The sequence below is a fragment of the Cupriavidus sp. F041 genome (assembly GCF_057814235.1).
The window spans coordinates 1,688,983-1,704,274 of the sequence record NZ_JBVASY010000002.1 but is presented as its reverse complement, the minus strand read 5'-3'; the positions used below and the strand labels follow the sequence as shown (position 1 = coordinate 1,704,274).

The following is a 15,292-nucleotide window of genomic DNA, read 5'->3' as shown; positions in this document are numbered from 1 at the left end:
TGTTGGGCCAGGTCGGAAGTCTAACAATGCGCTTCGCGATGTCCGTTACCGCGCCGGACATGCGCGTGCTTCCAGCGACACCCACGGGGCGTTCGCCGTCGTCGGTGAGGGCGCGGGCCGGGCAACCGCTCATGGATGCACGATGCCAGGCCATCGGCGCGCAATGCAGGGCGAGAGCAAACCACACTGGAGGGTTGCCTGCTTGCACACGGTAGTGCCAGCTTCTAGGATTCAACAGGGTGGTTGCCGACCGAAAATCTTTCCCGTGCGTCCCTTCTGCGCAACCGCATCCCCCAGGTTCCGGACTCGGGAACCCACAAAGGAGTTAGCGCCATGGCTGACTGCTCTCTGCAACACCCCATCAATCACCTTCACCAGCACGGGCCCAACTGCGGACACGTCGCGGTGCGTCATGAGGGACATGTTGACTATCTGCATGACGGGCACCTTCACAACCTGCACGGCGATCACATCGATGAGCACGTGCTTGCCATAAGCGACACCAATCCTGACCGGTGTACACCCGACCATCATTGCGGTGCCCATGACCCGAACCACAAGCACGGCCCAGGCTGTGGCCACGAGCCCGTACCGCACGGCGACCATGTTGACTATCTGGTTGGCAACCACTTGCATCACCCCCACGGGGATCATTGTGATGATCACGGCCCATTGATGCTCGCCTGACATCCCTGCACGCAAGTAAACCGGGCGTCCAGGCCGAAGCCCTCCCGCATCACGCAATGCCGCAGAACTCGCGCCGGTACTGTTCTGGCGTGGTACCCGCCTCTCGCTGGAACATCGCGATGAAGGCCGAGGCGGTGCTGTAGCCGAGATCAAAGGCGATTTCCTGCACGCCGCGGCCCGTTTCCAGGGCATCGATGGCACGCAGAAAGCGCAGGCGCTGACGCCAGTCGCCGAACGACATGCCGAGTTCGTGCTGGCACCGGCGGGCTAGCGTCCGTTCGGTCATGTACACGCTGGCTGCCCAGTCGGCCAGCGTGCGGTGGTCGCCGGGATCCGCCTGCAATGCTTCAAGCACGGCAATCAAGGCAGGCGAGGCTGCCGCCGGCAGATAGCAGCGCTGCACCGATGCCTGCGCGAGTTGATCGACCACCACGTGCGCGAGCCGCAGGTCGGCCGGCGTGCGCGGCACATGCACGTCGCGCGCGGCGAAGTCAGCCAGTACGCTCCTGATGATCGGGCTGATGCGCACGGTGCAGGCTTCGGCCGGCAGTTGCGCGCACAAACCGGGTTCGATATAGATCGAGCGGTAGACAATCGCATGCCGCAAGGTGCAGCTATGCACCACCGCCGGCGGGATCCACACCGCATACTGCGGCGGCGAATGCAGCCGCAGTCCGTCGGTTTCCATCTGCATCGTACCGTGCGCGGCGTAGTTCAGGTGGCCCCAGCTATGGCTATGCGCTGCGGCCTGCGTGTCAGCTCCGAATTCGTCGTAGCGAAAATAGAAGGGACCTTCCATCCCTTCGACGTCCTGGATTGGCAAGTAGCGCCGCTTGTCGGGCATGGTTCGTCGGGTTCGTGTGGTTTGTGGCGAAGAAGAGTCCGGAAACGCGGATTGGATGTCCTAATTCAGCTATATGCATTAACGCGGACGCGTGCATGATAGCCCTGCACTTGCACTAAGGAAAGCCTTCATGTGGCAATACGCGTTTCCGCTACTGGCCGTCGTAATCTGGTCCGGTAATACCGTCGTCAGCAAGATGGCGGCCGGCACCATCGCGCCGGCCGAAATCAGTTTCTACCGCTGGCTGCTGGCCGCCCTGTTTTTCACGCCACTGGCGCTGCGCCCGGTGCTGCGCAACTGGCCGGCGATCCGACCGCGATGCGGGCGGATCGCGGTACTGGGCCTGCTCGGCATGGTGGCCTATCAGTGCTTGGCTTATTACGCGGCCTACATGACCACGGCCACGCACATGGGCATCATCGGCTCGCTCACGCCAATGATGGTGCTGGCGCTGTCGATCCTGCTGCTGGGACAGCGCCTGACGGCCGGTGCCGTGGCGGGATCCCTGCTGTCGATCACCGGCGTGCTGGTGGTGGTGTCATCCGGCGACCTCCGCGGCTTGATGGCCAGCGGCGCCAACCTGGGGGACGGACTGATGCTGCTGGCGATGCTGGCCTACGCCGTCTACGTCATCCTGCTAAAGCGCTGGAACATGAAGGACGTGCCGGCGTTGCAACTGCTCTACCTGCAAATCGTCGTAGCCGTTGTCGCCCTGGTACCGCTCTACCTGCTCACACCCAGGATGGGCCTCTCGGCGGCCAACCTCCCCCTGGTCGGCTTCGCCGGCTTGATGGCGTCGATGGTCGCGCCGCTGGTGTGGATGCACACGGTCGCCAATATCGGCCCGAGCCGCGCGAGCATGTTCTTCAACCTGATCCCGCTGCTTACCGCGCTGATCGCGGCGATCGTGATCGGTGAGTCGCTGGCGGCGTATCACGCGCTCGGCGGGGTGCTGACGGTTGCGGGTGTGCTGCTGGCCGAGTTGTGGAAGGCGCCGCCGCGGCTGCAAGCCGCGGCGCCGTGAGAAACCGCCGTGCCCTCAGGCGCGCCCTGCTGCCCGCACCGAACCGTAGCGGGCGGTCAGCCGGTCTACGGAGTGACGGAAATCGCGGATCGTTTCATCAATGATCTGCTGAACCGGCACGACCGAATCGATTCGTCCGCATACCTGCCCCGTCAGCGGCACTGCCGCCTCCATGTCGCCGCCAAAGTAGAGCTGCTGAACGCCGGCGAATTCACTCTTGATGTTCTCCGGCAATTCCAGCTCGATCCGGGAGGTGCGCGCCGTGCGCAGCGCCCGGAGCGCCGGGCCCTTGCCGCCGCGATTGAGAAAGACGGTATCGGTCTCCTGCGCACCGACGATGGCATTCTTCCAGTTGTCATGAACGGGCGACTCGGCCGATGTCAGCATGCGCGTGCCCATCTGTATGCCTTCCGCGCCCATCGCGAATGCCGCCGCCATCGTGGCGCCGTCGCAGAAGCCGCCCGCGGCTACCACCGGGACTTCGACCTTCGAGCAGACTAGCGGCAGCAACACCATGGAGGTTACGTCGCGCTGGTTCTTGAAACCACCGCCCTCGCTGCCCTCCACAATCAGGCCGTCCACGCCCGCCGCGACCGCCTTGAGCGCGCCGGCCAGGGTTGGCACCACATGAAAAACCGTGAGGCCGGCTTCCTTTAGCTCCGCGCAATAGCGTGTCGGGTCGCCAGCCGATGTCGTCACAAACCGGATCCCCTGGTCGACGACGAAACGCACGATATCGGGGTCTCGCACATAAGTCAGCGCAATGTTGACCCCGAATGGCTTATCGGTCAGCTCTCGCATCTTGCGAATCTCGCCGCGAATCGTATCCAGTTCTCCGGATGAAGTCTCGATGATTCCCATGCCACCCGCGTTGGAGACCGCTGCCGCCAGTTGCGCCCTGGCGATCCACCCCATTGGAGCCTGGATTATCGGATGCTGGACGCCCAGCATCTCGGTCACGCGATTCGTTATCGTCATGGCTTTGCCTCCACTCTTCTCTGGTAATACTGCACGGACGCGCTGCGCCCTCTTCATGCCGGAAAACTTGTGGCGCGATAGCGCGTTCCGCATTCGGGAATGAAACCTGGCCGTAGAGATTAGGGGCACGCCGATACACCGTCCAATGATTGTTTTGAATAGGTATTCATGCATTCCGGACATGGTGTCTCCATAATGCTCCGCCTGCGGCCAGCGCCGGCAATGCCCCGAGCCGTTGGCCAGCAGCAAGATCTTTCAGATCACGCACCGAAATTGTTCACATCAACGGCCAATGTTCCGTGGCAAGCTGGGCAGACCACACTGTTGCCGCCTGCCCAGGCTTGAGCAGTTGCACTGGCAAACGCATAGGCAGCCTGCCGTAGACGGATCCAGATCCGGCCGGCGGGTATTGCCCACGCTTGAGGAGCCCTGAATGGAATCTATCGACCGCCAGTCTCCGTCGCAACGCTTCCTGACCCGTCTCGGCGCGGCATTGATCGCGCTGGCCGTTGCCGCATGCGCCGGCCCCGGAACGCCCGCCGCCGGATCGGTAAACCCTGCGCCGGCCGGCACAGCAAGCGTGGCAAGCGCCGCGGACCCGCTGCCCTCCTGGCAGGACGGCGCGGCCAGGCAGACCATCCTGAAGTTCGTGGCCAGCGTCGCCCGCGAAGGTTCGCCCACTTATGTGCCGCCGGCCAAACGGATCGCCACGTTTGACAATGACGGCACGCTATGGAGCGAGCAGCCGCTGTATTTCCAGTTCCTGTTCCTGATCGAACAAGTCAAGTTGGCAGCACCGAAGCATCCTGAGTGGAAGAACAACCCGGCCTTCAAGGCGCTGGTGGCGAACGACCAGGCGGCGCTGGCCAAGCACCAGAAAGAACTGCTGGAATTGATCGCGGTCGCAAATAGCGGCATGACCGTGGAGGCCTACGACGAGACCATCCGCGCCTGGCTGGCCACGGCAAAGCATCCCAGGTTCCAGCGGCTCTTCACCGATCTTGTCTATCAGCCGCAGCTTGAGTTGCTGGCCTACCTGCGTGCAAACGGCTTCAAGACGTTCATCGTCTCCGGCGGCACGATCGAGTTCATGCGCCCCTGGTCCGAGAAGGTGTACGGAATCCCGCCCGAGCAAGTGATCGGTTCCAGCCAGGTCGTGACGTACCAGCTGCAAAATGGCCAACCTGCCCTGGTGCGCCAGCCAAAGCTCGATTTCATCGACGACGGCCCCGGCAAGCCGGTGGGCATCTACCGGGGGATCGGCCGCCGGCCGATCCTCGCATTCGGCAACTCCGACGGCGATCTGCAGATGCTGCAGTACGTGGCGGCCGGCAGCGGCGCCCGCCTGGCGTTGCTTGTGCATCACGACGATGCCGAGCGTGAGTTCGCCTACGACCGCAAGTCGAAGGTCGGCAAGCTGGACAAGGCCTGGGACGAGGCCGTCGCCAAGGGCTGGACGGTCGTGAGCATGAAGCGGGACTGGAAGCAGGTGTATCCGGCGGCGCCGCGATAAGCTCTCCCAACTACAACGACTGGCGTGAGCCGGCGCGGTTGTCCATGGCCGCCCGTACAGCATGGCAATGGCGCAAGAGATTCGGTTGCGATAAGACAAATAGCTTGAGAGGCGTATCCATGTCATAGAAGACGATGTTCGCCACAAAGCCGTAGACGCCAGCGTCGATACTGTTCGGATCAGGTCCGAAAAGAAAACCCCGATCACCGGTCATGTTGGCCACCACCTGCAGGTCGGCGATGCCACGGGCGTAGACCTCCTTGGGGGCGAAGCGGCCGATTCCCTGATAGTGATATCGATCGAAGTTGTATTTCCTTGCGGCCTCGAGGTCATCCGCTGCGATCTCCGGATGCGTCCTGAGGAGCGCGTCCCGAAAAGCCATCCAGAAGCGCGGATCGCGCCACCGCGAGTAAGACATGACCCAGTAGAGATCATCCAGCGCGCGCCGGACGAGAAGATTCATGCCGCGCTGAAAGGAGGTCAGCGTATCGTCGATGGGCAAGCGATACTTGCGTTTTAAATAGGAAACGATGGCATCGCTGTCGCCTATCGCCTGCCCGCCATCGTCGACATACGGGAGCTGGCCGCGCGGCGCCGCTTTCGCATCCAGGGTGTGGCGATGCTCGAATGGCAGGCCGCACAGTTTCAGGAATGCGAATACCTTCAGGCCGTATGGATTGTTGTCTTCAAGGCCAAACAGATCCGGATAGGAAAAAAGTGTGATCATGCCGGTCTCCCCTGCAGATGGCCCCGGCCCTCTACACCAGCCAGGCTCTGATGATTCTAGGCGATGACGCCCGCATGCCGCGCGGGGGAAACCGGGAAGCGGATTGCCCGCCTCCCAGGCTAGCGGCAACGTTTCAATGCTCTGCTTCGGACTGGACCGCGCCGATGGAGGTCATGACAACGCGGCGCGCGTCGAACTCCTCGGCAATCTTCTGATCCTGCGCGAATTGCGCCTCCACGTCGACATTGGCAAACTCGATAGCGCCCATGTCGGCAAATGCACTCTGCACGCGCGGGCTCCACAGGCCGATATCCTTGACTGTGGGGACGATGCGGCTGAACAGCCGCTGGCGGAATTGCCGCATGGTTTCGGACTCCCGCACTGCCTTGGCGCACTCCTCCTCCGGCAGCCCGAGGCGGCCCCAGACCTCCTTCTGGTCGAAGCGGTCGCGCATCATGTAGCAAGCCTCGATCACAAAGTCCTCGCGCTCCTTGCGTTCGGCCTCCGTCACCTGCGGATAGAAGCCGCGCAGCGCGGTGCGGCCGAATGCAACGTGGCGCGCCTCGTCCTGCATCACGTAGGCGTTGATCGATGCGGCCAGCGGGTTCTTGGAGAAGTCGCGGATGCGCTGGAACGCGGCCAGCGCAAGCCCCTCCACCAGCACCTGCATGCCCAGATAGCAGAAGTCCCAGCGCGAATCGGTCAGGATGCTCTCAAGCAAGGACTTGAGTCCCGGCGTGATGGGATAGAGGATGCCGACCTTCTCGTGCAGCAGGCGCGAATAGGCTTCCACGTGGCGTGCTTCGTCCATGGTCTGCGTGGCGGCATAGAACTTGGCATCCATGTCCGGGACCATCTGCACGATCCGCGCGGAAACCATCAGGGCGCCCTGCTCGCCATGCAGGAACTGCGACAGCGAATGCGCCTGCTGGTGGCGGCGCACTTCGATGCGGTCGTGCTTGCCCATCTTTTCCCAGAGCGGCGTGCCGTAGATCGGGATCATCCGGTCATCGAGTTCCTGCGGGTTCTCGGGATCGAGCTCCTGCGACCAGTCGATCCGGTCGGTGGCGTTCCATTGCTGCTTCTTGCTGGTCTCATAGAGCTGCAGCAGTTTGGAATTCTCGTTGTCGTATTCCCAGTTGAACTCGGTGGCAACCTGGCTGCCGATCGACCAGCCCGTCTGTACCACCGGCAGCGTGTAACGATGAACGGATGACATGCAATCTCCTTTGGCGCTCATGGGTTTCGACCGGTCTCCATGCCTGCTTAGCCGGAGGTGGGACCTGTCTTGAATTTGCGTTGGCTTCCGGCTATAAACAGAATCATAATTCTCTTTCTTATTAATTCAAGGACCCGGCACAGGGTCCGGCGAAGCCGGGAGACATTGATGCAGTTCCACAATCTGACTGTCGCGCAAATCACTCGGGAGACCGAAGATGCTTGCTCCTACACGCTTTCGATCCCCGACGCGCTGCAGCAATCTTTCGCCTACCGGGCCGGGCAGCACCTCACCTTCCGGGTAAACGTGGATGGGGAAATACTGCTGCGGAGCTACTCGCTTTCCAGTTCGCCTGAAGCGCGGGGCCTGCCGGTTGTCACCGTGAAGCGCATCCCTGATGGCCGCGTGTCAGGATGGTTTCATGGCCATGTCCGGGCCGGAACCCGGCTGGAGGTGAGCGCACCGACTGGCCGCTTCGTCTGCGAGAACATGGACGCCCCGCTCTTCTTCTGCGCGGCGGGCAGCGGCATTACGCCGGTCCTCTCGATGATCCGGTCGGCGCTGGCATCCACTCACCGCAGGATGACGCTCTTCTACGCCAATCGCGATACGCGCGGCACGATCTTCGCGGCGGAGATTGCCGCCCTGGCGCGGGGCAATCCGGATCGCCTGGCTGTGCATATGCACTACGACGATGCCGATGGCTTTCCCGAGCGCGGCAAGATTGCCGCCCTGCTCTCGTCCGTTGCGCAATGCCAGCTCTATCTGTGCGGGCCGGGGCCATTCATGCAGACCGTACTGGAAGCGGCCGAGGCGGCCGGGATGGCGCGCGGGCGCGTGCATCTGGAGCGATTCGACGCTCCCATGCCGGAGCCTGAGGCTGGCTCGGCGACCCGTGCGGCATCGCCGCCGGCAACCAGCGCAGTGGCTTGCGATGCCAAGGTAATCCTCGGCGGCGCACTGCATGTCGTGCGTGTCGCCAGCGGCCAGTCACTGCTGCAAGCCGCGCTCGCCTGCGGCGTGGATGCGCCCTATGCTTGCGAGGAGGGCTATTGCGGATCGTGCGCGGCCAAGTGCATCGATGGCGCGGTGGTTCATGAGCGCAACGATGTCTTCGGCGCCGACGAGCTTGCCGCCGGCTGGATCCTGACTTGCCAGGCGCGTCCGCGCCAGGAGCGGCCGGTCGCTATCACCTACGACGTATGACAGCAGAAACCATCATCCCGGCAGACACTGCGGCGACCACGTTGCGCGCCGGGCTGAAACAGCCGCGTCAGGAACGAAGCGAAGCCACCCTCAAGGCCATGCTCGCGGCGGGCCGGACGCTGATCAACGAGGCCGGCAGCCTGACCGGGTTTTCCCTCGCCGATCTCGTGCGCGCCGCTTCCACCTCGATCGGGGCCTTCTATGCCCGGTTTCCGGACAAGGAGACCTTCTGCGCGCTGGTGCTGGAAGACACGCTGGCTGAATTGCGAGCCGAGCTGGACTATTCGCTGGCCACGGACCCGACCTGGAACGCAGGACCCGCTGCCGCGATCTGCGGCCGTATCGTTGGTTTCTATGTCGGTCTGTTCCGCAGGCATCGCGGCCTGTTTGCGGCCTACATGCGGCATAGCCCTGCGCAGAATCCCCTGTGGCAACCTATCCGCGAGGCCAACCGGCGGATCCTGGACGCCATGGTGCCGCGCCTGGCCAGCCATGTTGCCGCCGGGCGCTTCACCGGACCGGACAACGAGACCCGGATCGCGGTGCAACTCGTGATCAGCGCGCTGACCAGCATCGTGCTGCATGCGCCCAGCGGCCTGGCCCTGGACGATCCGCGGCTGGAGCAACGGCTCACGGCGATGCTGTATTGCTATCTATCCTCGCCTGCGGCCGGCGACGCATAGGCGCGCTAACCCTCCGGCAACAGCAGGTAGCGCCTCATCATCCTGACGAGATGGGTTTCCAGCTTGCGTCCTTCGAGATGCAACGGGCCCGGATCGTTTAGCAATACGTTGGCCAGCGTGCCCACCAGGAATTGAATGGCGACCCGTACCTCGAAGGTGGCGTGGGCCATCCGCGGCGAATCAAGCTGGCTGGCCAGCAACGGCACAAGCAAGTCCTGCACGCGCCGGTTGGCTTGCCGCATGGGATTGTCCCCGCTGCCTGTCGCCGAGTAATGGCGCAGGAATCCCTTGAAGAGGCCACGGTTCTGCCGGAACCGGCCGACGTAGATACGCACGATGCGCTCGACGATGGCGGATGCCGGGCCGGTTTGCCAGACCGGATCCTCCGCGATCGATTGCCGGGTGATCGCCTCGGCTTCGGCCAGCGCGGCCTCGAGCATGAATGCGAGGAAAGCCTCCTTGTCCTTGAAGCGTGCGTAGAAGGCACCAATCGATGTGTTTGCCGCGCCGACCACGTCGTTCAGGGAAATCTCATCCAGATTGCCGCGCTGCTCGGCAAGCGCACGGCCGGCCTTGACCATCTTGTCGAGGTTTTGCTCGCTGCGCGGCTGGCGCGGGGGGCGCATGGCGGGTGGCTGCTCCGTGCCTGCCGCGAGTGCCTTCGCCGAACGGCGCGCGGGCGCCCCCTTGCGAGCGGACGTGCTTGCCCGGCCTGGCGGCCGGGTCGCGGGCTTTGGGATCGTTGGCATGACGGCGGGAACTCTCGTTGAGCGACAAAGAGCCGCATTATGCGACATGTGCCACTCGGCCCATGAGAATCCCATGACGGGTGCCGTGATCCCGGTAAGGCCCCCGCGCGAGTCCTACTCCACTTTCGCCCAGCCGGCATCCGGTACGAATGTCCCCATGGCTTTGGCCCGCGACGCCGTGCCGGCGCCAAGGTCCCGCGCATAGACCGAACCGCTGCTGTCGAGCGCGAATGTGTGCGCGCCAGTCTTGCCATACTCCACCGGCCATGCAAGGAACACATACTTTGCGTCGCTGCCCTTGCCTGGCGGGACGATACGGTAGTGGTAGCCATGGAACGCTTCCGCGGCGGGCGTATCCGCCCCCATCACCAGGGCATCAGGCCCGAGCGGACTCTTGTCGCCCTCGGAGTCCGCTGGCCAATACAACCCGTCGGTCTTACCGGCCCGGCTTACCAGGCGGTTGGCATAGGCGCCGTTTCCGACCTCCGTGGCGTATTGCTGCTGGGCTTCAGCCAGTTGGCGAAGCATGGCAATGGTTTCCAACTCGTTGCGGCCGATACGCCGGGTACGGAGTTCCTGCTGGCCGGCACGCAGGTCAAACTTCCAGCCTTCGCCGGATTTGACCATGGGAATCGGAAACGACCAGCCGCTCTCGCCCGCGACGAGACTCGCGCGGTTGTCGCCGGTCTTCTCGATCTGGTGTTGCCTGGCCCAGGCGCCCAGGAAAGCATAGATGTCATCGCGATGCACGCCACCTTCCGGTATCAAGGATGGATATTGCGGGCCCAACACCTGCCCGAGCGCATCATTGTCACTACTCGAGATGGCATCGACCAAGGCATTCGCCGCCGCCTCCGGCGTGGGATACGCATGCTGTGCAAAGACCGGAGCGGCGATCGCGAGCGCTGCCGCGGCCACCAGGACGCGCAGCCCACGCGCGGTTTGGGCACATACGATGTTGCGCATCATGCTTATCTCCGACCATGGCCGCCAAATCCACCACCACCACCACCACCACCACCACCAGGGTTGCCCCCACCACCATTACCGCCTCCACCACCGCGCTGGAGTGCCGCCGTCCTGGGCTGGCTCGGCTCGCGGGCCGGGGCCGCGGCCCTGGGTGCAGCCTGTTGCCGCGCGCCGCCGGTATCCCTGGCCGCGCGCTGCGATTGCTGCTTCACCTTGTCGCCATTGCCCGCATCGCGCAGCGCGCTGTCTCGATTGGCATCGCGCGAGCGGTTGCGTGCATCGGCCTGGTCGGCCCGCTGCCGGTCGGCGCCGGCGGGCTTGCGCTGCTCGCCCGCCGCGCCGCCTGCGTTGCGCCCTCGATCGGCCCCGCCGCGCGCTGCCGCGCGGTTTTCTCCCGTGCCACCATGGCCGGGGATGGATTGCCCGGTACGGCTCTCCATCGACTGGGCTGCGCGGTCGCGGGCCGCATCCCGGGAGCCCGGCGCGGGTGCGGCGCCTTGCGCGGCCTGTTGCCGGCTGGAAAGTCCGGCCTGGCGCTGCTGGTCGTAGCGTTTGCTCACGTTCGGGTTGTTGTACGGGACATTGCCGCGGTGCGCCGGATTGTGTTGCCAGTTGGTATTGGCGCTGTTGACGTTGAGCCGATTGTTGACATTGACGTTGTTATAGCGATTGACGTTGATGTTCACGTCATGGTTGTTCCAGTTGAATCCGCCCCACATCGAGTTCACCGCCGCAACGCCAAGACCAAACCCGATCCCGGCGACCATGGCTGAGGCAAACGCAGAGCCGGGAGGCGGGGGGTAATAAGCGGGCGGATAGGACGGATATGGCCATGCGCCATAAACCACGGTGGGGTTATAGGTAGGTACGTACACCACCTGCGGATTCGCCGGCTCAATCTGCACCACCGTGGTGGTGCCGGTGGTCTGCGTCACTACCTTCTGCTGCTCGGTCGTTTTCAGGCTGCCCGCCTTTTGCGCTTGCACACGCAAGCGCTGCACGGAATCCATCACGTCATTGGGCTGATCGAGAAAGGCGTTGCCGATTGACTGCACCCACTGCGGCTGCCTGCCCATCAGGTCCAGCACCGAAGGGAATGCCGCCAGGGATTGCACGCTGGGATCCCAGGGCTCCCCGGCCACGGCCTTGGTGGCCGCATCCCCGGAAAGGCTGGGGTTTGACTTCGACCATGCCGCTGCCGCCGCCACGTCTTCCGGGTAGGTCGCCGCCATCAGCACCTGGGAAAGCAAGGCGTCGGGATAAAGGGCAATCGGCGCCATGAGCTGGTCCAGTTGTCCGTGATCGAGCTTGGACTGCGCCAGCGAAGCGCCGGCCGGGATCAGCAGAAATAGTCCAAGCCACCAGGTGGCCAACACTCTCAAGCGACGCATTTTTGCCTCTCCACGAAAAGACAGACATCGGCTCAATCCACACGATGGCGCCCAGCGGCTTTCCTGGATGCCCGGCCAGTCTGCACAATATGCGATGGCTAACAGGCGTGGCAATTCAAAATCTCTTTGGTCCACCTTAAACAAAATAGGAAAACAGATGGACAGAAATCCAGAGCATCCCGCGGAGATTGGCCCACTTTTACCGGCCGGCTTCGGCAGCTCCGCCACGCAGGCAAGTGGCATCGAAACAATTCATGTAGGCGCAAAAGGAAATTGAACGTACCTGAGCCGTTATACCGTCATCATTGACACCTACGCTATATCTTGGGGGGGAACGAGCCCAGCCCCGCAAGGCCATCGGCGTTGGCCGTGCCGTCTCGATCCGGGCCATTGCGCAAGAGTTGGAACGAAGGTGTTGAGATGAAGCACAATCCGCTCGAATCGCGTTTCGCCACGCAATGGCGTAGCCGATCCTGGCCCCTCGGCGCGGCTTTCCGGAGCCGGATCGCCATTGGCGCATTGATGCTGGCGCCTGCCCTGGCTGGCGCCCAGGGCGCCCCCGACTTTAGTTTTCTGAACGCCAGCGTGCAGAAGCGCGCCAACGGCGTGCTGTCGCTAATGTCATATTCCGTGGTGCCGGACCTGACTTCCAGTTCGTTGTCGATCAACAACGCCAGCTCCGGCAACCCCGGCATCGTGATGTCGCAGCTAGGTGGCGGCGCGACCATGAGCAAGTCATTTCCAATCTACCTCGAGGGCGCTATCGCCTATAGCCGGTACGATCCCCAGTTCGTTGCGTCCAATGGAACAGAATCGAGATCCGTGCCGGCCAAGTGGAACACGGTCTCCGCCACCGGCGGGATTGGTTGGGATTTCCCCCTGACGGAGAACAAGGAACTGGTGTTCCGGCCCATCTTCAACTTCTCCCTGGGTTATGTAGCCAGCGATCTCTCGGTGGCCAAGTTTGTCACGGAGCGCATTACCGACCGGCAGATCAACTTCCTGGACCACGGCACCCTGAACGCCTACGGGCTAGGCGGCTCGGTCATGCTGGACTGGGAGCACTACCGGGACACCCACGAGATCGACCTCGAGTTGCGATACACCAATATCCATCTCCAGAGTTTCGGCGGCAGTTCGGAAGCCGTGCAGGGATCGGCCTCTGCCCAGACCGCCAACCTGTACGCGCGCTGGCGCGCGCCCACGGGGCTGCGCGCCCTGGACCGGCCCGTGCGCTATGTGCTGGAGCTTTCGCACTCGCGCTATCTTGGCAGCCAGTCCGAAATCCTCGGATTCACCAACCTGACGACCCTGGGCACGGGCCTGGAACTCGATACTAGCGCGCATGAAGTTTTCGTGACGCGCATACGCGCCGTGGTGCGCTACGTATTCGGCAACAACGTGTCGGGCGTCTCGCTGGGGCTGGCTGCCAGCTTCTAGCGCCGCGGCAGTCAGGCAACGACCGGGATTTGCCCGCGTTGAAGTCCTAATATCGCGCGTCGAAAAATGTGAATTGCGCTTGGCTGGCCGCGGACTTACGCTAACCGGAAATAATCAGGACCGCGCCTGTGCCGGACCGCGCCTGCGCACTGGAATAAGATCTGGACCTGCTGCGATCAAATGAGGGCCTGCCGTGGCAATGCGCGATTGGTTTAAGTTGTTGAACAGCCTGATCTGGGTGATCCTCGCCGCGGCCTGCGGGACGCTCCATGCACAGAGCGCCCCGCAGGATTCCAGCGCCATTGAACGGCCGGCGGTACCCACAGTAACCTTGCTGGACCGCCCCATCGCCTCATTCCGCGCAACCCTGGCCGGCGTGCCGCCCGAAGCCCGGCGCGAGCGTGCCGAGGCCAACCTCGCCAGCCTGACACGAGCCGAACTCGCCCTGCCTGTCCAATGGGTATCCAACAAACTGGACGGCGAAGACGGCGTGGCCTTTCGCATCGGCAACCGGCTTGTGTTTTCGTACGTCGAACATGACCGCGAGCCCGGCGATACCGCGGCCTTTGATGCCGACGTACGCCAGATCGCCGAGCGCCTGCAACAGGCCATGACCGCGCGGCGGGACCAGATGCGCTGGCCGGTGCTGATACGCGGCGTGGCGCTGGCATTGGTGGCCAGCGCGCTCCTTGGGCTCCTGAGCTGGGCGATTGCGCGCCTGCGCGCCTGGGCCTATGCATCCATGCAGCGGATCATAGAGGCACACCTGCTCAGCCGCACCTCCCGTGGCTTCGACTGGACGGGATCGGCTTATCAGCTGGCACGGCAACTGGTTCAGCTGTTCGCGCTCTTCCTCTTCATGCTGCTGCTCTACCTCTGGCTGATCTTCGTGCTGGAGCAGTTCCCTGCGTCGCAGCCGATGGGAGCCCGACTGGGTGCGATGCTGTTTGGCTTGCTCACCCGCATTGCGCTGAGCTGCATCCAGGCGTTGCCGGGCATGATCACCGCGATTGTGATCCTGCTGATCACGCGCGCCGTGCATGCCATGGTGAATAACATCTTCGCGGCCGCGCAGCGGGGCAGGCTGGAGCTGCCCGGCATGCATCGCGAAACCGCGGGCGCCACGCGCCGTGTCGTGGTGCTGCTGGTGTGGGCGCTGGGCTTTGTCTTCGCGTACCCTTACCTGCCCGGCTCGCAGAGCGACGTCTTCAAGGGCCTGAGCGTGCTGTTCGGCTTCATGATTACGCTGGGATCGGCAGGCATCGTCAACCAGCTGATGAGCGGCATGGTGGTGGTCTACTCGCGCGCGCTCAAGCGCGGCGACTTTGTCACGCTGGGCGAGAACACCGGCACGGTGATGTCGCTCGATACGCTATCGGTCAAGCTGGTCAACGTACGCAACGAAGAGATCACCATTCCCAATGCCGTCGTGGTGGCCTCTCCCATCATCAATTATTCGCGCCATGCCACGGACCGTGGCGCCCTGGTTGCGACCACCGTGACCATCGGCTATGACACGCCATGGCGGCAGGTCCACGCCATGCTGCTGGCGGCGGCATCGCGCATGCGGCATGCCGCCATGGTGCCCGCGCCGTTCGTGCTCCAGCGGGCGCTGTCCGACTATTACGTGGAGTACGAGCTGATGGTAGCCATCGACGATCCCGCTTTACGCCCGCAGGCGTTGTCGTCCCTGCACGCCGAGATCCAGGACGAATTCAACCGCAACGGGGTGCAGATCATGTCGCCGCACTTCATGGCCCAGCCGGCGGAGCCGGTGGTGGTCAAACCCGGGCAATGGCGAGGCCAGGATCAAGGCGGCACAGCGTAATCGCGACACTCTTTTGCGCCAGGCGGGCAGTGTT

At 63.5% G+C, this 15,292-nt stretch carries 14 protein-coding genes; 6 read left to right on the top strand and 8 right to left on the bottom strand.

All coding sequences use genetic code 11. From position 1 onward, the window contains the following. Positions 1-231: 231 nt before the first annotated feature. Together ACZY0R_RS25005 and ACZY0R_RS25000 are read right to left on the bottom strand one after the other, a co-directional pair. Positions 232-666, bottom strand: coding sequence for a hypothetical protein (locus ACZY0R_RS25005; protein WP_488862121.1), 435 nt, complete (start codon positions 664-666; stop codon positions 232-234). 70 nt (positions 667-736) lie between these two features. Next, positions 737-1,531, bottom strand: a complete 795-nt coding sequence (locus tag ACZY0R_RS25000) for an AraC family transcriptional regulator (protein WP_488862119.1) — start codon at positions 1,529-1,531, stop codon at positions 737-739. A 130-nt stretch (positions 1,532-1,661) separates the two neighbouring features. Here ACZY0R_RS25000 and ACZY0R_RS24995 point away from each other — a divergent pair, with 130 nt between their 5' ends. Beyond that, on the top strand, positions 1,662-2,555 hold the full coding sequence (locus ACZY0R_RS24995; RefSeq protein ID WP_488862117.1) for a DMT family transporter: 894 nt from the start codon (positions 1,662-1,664) through the stop codon (positions 2,553-2,555). A gap of 15 nt (positions 2,556-2,570) precedes the next feature. Here ACZY0R_RS24995 and ACZY0R_RS24990 read toward each other — a convergent pair whose 3' ends face one another. Next, positions 2,571-3,782 (bottom strand): NAD(P)H-dependent flavin oxidoreductase, encoded by a 1,212-nt coding sequence (locus tag ACZY0R_RS24990; protein ID WP_488862115.1) that lies wholly within the window; start codon positions 3,780-3,782, stop codon positions 2,571-2,573. Between the two features lie 184 nt (positions 3,783-3,966). Here ACZY0R_RS24990 and ACZY0R_RS24985 point away from each other — a divergent pair, with 184 nt between their 5' ends. Further along, positions 3,967-5,046, top strand: a complete 1,080-nt coding sequence (locus ACZY0R_RS24985; RefSeq protein WP_488862113.1) for an HAD family hydrolase — start codon at positions 3,967-3,969, stop codon at positions 5,044-5,046. A gap of 10 nt (positions 5,047-5,056) precedes the next feature. Here the strand turns inward: ACZY0R_RS24985 and ACZY0R_RS24980 are convergent, their stop codons facing one another. Both ACZY0R_RS24980 and ACZY0R_RS24975 read right to left on the bottom strand, forming a co-directional pair. Further along, positions 5,057-5,773: a glutathione S-transferase family protein gene (locus ACZY0R_RS24980; RefSeq protein ID WP_488862111.1), complete on the bottom strand. Its 717-nt coding sequence runs from the start codon at positions 5,771-5,773 to the stop codon at positions 5,057-5,059. Between the two features lie 133 nt (positions 5,774-5,906). Continuing rightward, on the bottom strand, positions 5,907-6,992 hold the full coding sequence (locus ACZY0R_RS24975; RefSeq protein ID WP_488862109.1) for a ferritin-like domain-containing protein: 1,086 nt from the start codon (positions 6,990-6,992) through the stop codon (positions 5,907-5,909). A gap of 168 nt (positions 6,993-7,160) precedes the next feature. Between ACZY0R_RS24975 and ACZY0R_RS24970 the strand changes: the two genes are divergently transcribed. Continuing rightward, positions 7,161-8,198, top strand: coding sequence for a 2Fe-2S iron-sulfur cluster-binding protein (locus ACZY0R_RS24970; RefSeq protein WP_488862107.1), 1,038 nt, complete (start codon positions 7,161-7,163; stop codon positions 8,196-8,198). Further along, positions 8,195-8,881: a TetR/AcrR family transcriptional regulator gene (locus ACZY0R_RS24965; RefSeq protein WP_488862105.1), complete on the top strand. Its 687-nt coding sequence runs from the start codon at positions 8,195-8,197 to the stop codon at positions 8,879-8,881. The genes ACZY0R_RS24970 and ACZY0R_RS24965 overlap by 4 nt, the downstream gene beginning before the upstream one ends. Positions 8,882-8,886: 5 nt before the next feature. On the opposite strand, the gene ACZY0R_RS24960 is transcribed toward ACZY0R_RS24965, so the two are convergent. The 3 genes from ACZY0R_RS24960 to ACZY0R_RS24950 all read right to left on the bottom strand — a co-directional run bounded on the left by ACZY0R_RS24960 (position 8,887) and on the right by ACZY0R_RS24950 (position 11,990). Then, the gene (locus ACZY0R_RS24960; protein ID WP_488862103.1) at positions 8,887-9,507 is read right to left on the bottom strand and encodes a TetR/AcrR family transcriptional regulator; all 621 of its coding nucleotides are present in this window, start codon (positions 9,505-9,507) and stop codon (positions 8,887-8,889) included. Positions 9,508-9,744: 237 nt separating this feature from the next. Next, complete coding sequence (locus tag ACZY0R_RS24955; protein ID WP_488862101.1) at positions 9,745-10,599, bottom strand: DUF2950 family protein; 855 nt, start codon at positions 10,597-10,599, stop codon at positions 9,745-9,747. Between the two features lie 2 nt (positions 10,600-10,601). Continuing rightward, entirely contained in the window at positions 10,602-11,990 is a 1,389-nt protein-coding gene (locus ACZY0R_RS24950) for a DUF3300 domain-containing protein (RefSeq protein ID WP_488862099.1), read from the bottom strand. A gap of 522 nt (positions 11,991-12,512) precedes the next feature. Here ACZY0R_RS24950 and ACZY0R_RS24945 point away from each other — a divergent pair. Together ACZY0R_RS24945 and ACZY0R_RS24940 are read left to right on the top strand one after the other, a co-directional pair. After that, the gene (locus ACZY0R_RS24945) at positions 12,513-13,430 is read left to right on the top strand and encodes a hypothetical protein (RefSeq protein ID WP_488866146.1); all 918 of its coding nucleotides are present in this window, start codon (positions 12,513-12,515) and stop codon (positions 13,428-13,430) included. Between the two features lie 199 nt (positions 13,431-13,629). Further along, positions 13,630-15,258, top strand: coding sequence for a mechanosensitive ion channel family protein (locus ACZY0R_RS24940; protein WP_488862097.1), 1,629 nt, complete (start codon positions 13,630-13,632; stop codon positions 15,256-15,258). Positions 15,259-15,292: the final 34 nt, after the last annotated feature.

Coding starts and splice junctions, on each gene's coding strand:
- ACZY0R_RS24960 (WP_488862103.1), bottom strand. CDS start 9,507: ATGCGCCCCCCGCGCCAGCCGCGCAGCGAGCAAAACCTCGACAAGATG.
- ACZY0R_RS24985 (WP_488862113.1), top strand. CDS start 3,967: ATGGAATCTATCGACCGCCAGTCTCCGTCGCAACGCTTCCTGACCCGT.
- ACZY0R_RS24980 (WP_488862111.1), bottom strand. CDS start 5,773: ATGATCACACTTTTTTCCTATCCGGATCTGTTTGGCCTTGAAGACAAC.
- ACZY0R_RS24945 (WP_488866146.1), top strand. CDS start 12,513: ATGCTGGCGCCTGCCCTGGCTGGCGCCCAGGGCGCCCCCGACTTTAGT.
- ACZY0R_RS24955 (WP_488862101.1), bottom strand. CDS start 10,599: ATGATGCGCAACATCGTATGTGCCCAAACCGCGCGTGGGCTGCGCGTC.
- ACZY0R_RS24950 (WP_488862099.1), bottom strand. CDS start 11,990: ATGCGTCGCTTGAGAGTGTTGGCCACCTGGTGGCTTGGACTATTTCTG.
- ACZY0R_RS24940 (WP_488862097.1), top strand. CDS start 13,630: ATGCGCGATTGGTTTAAGTTGTTGAACAGCCTGATCTGGGTGATCCTC.
- ACZY0R_RS25000 (WP_488862119.1), bottom strand. CDS start 1,531: ATGCCCGACAAGCGGCGCTACTTGCCAATCCAGGACGTCGAAGGGATG.
- ACZY0R_RS24975 (WP_488862109.1), bottom strand. CDS start 6,992: ATGTCATCCGTTCATCGTTACACGCTGCCGGTGGTACAGACGGGCTGG.
- ACZY0R_RS24970 (WP_488862107.1), top strand. CDS start 7,161: ATGCAGTTCCACAATCTGACTGTCGCGCAAATCACTCGGGAGACCGAA.
- ACZY0R_RS24965 (WP_488862105.1), top strand. CDS start 8,195: ATGACAGCAGAAACCATCATCCCGGCAGACACTGCGGCGACCACGTTG.
- ACZY0R_RS24995 (WP_488862117.1), top strand. CDS start 1,662: ATGTGGCAATACGCGTTTCCGCTACTGGCCGTCGTAATCTGGTCCGGT.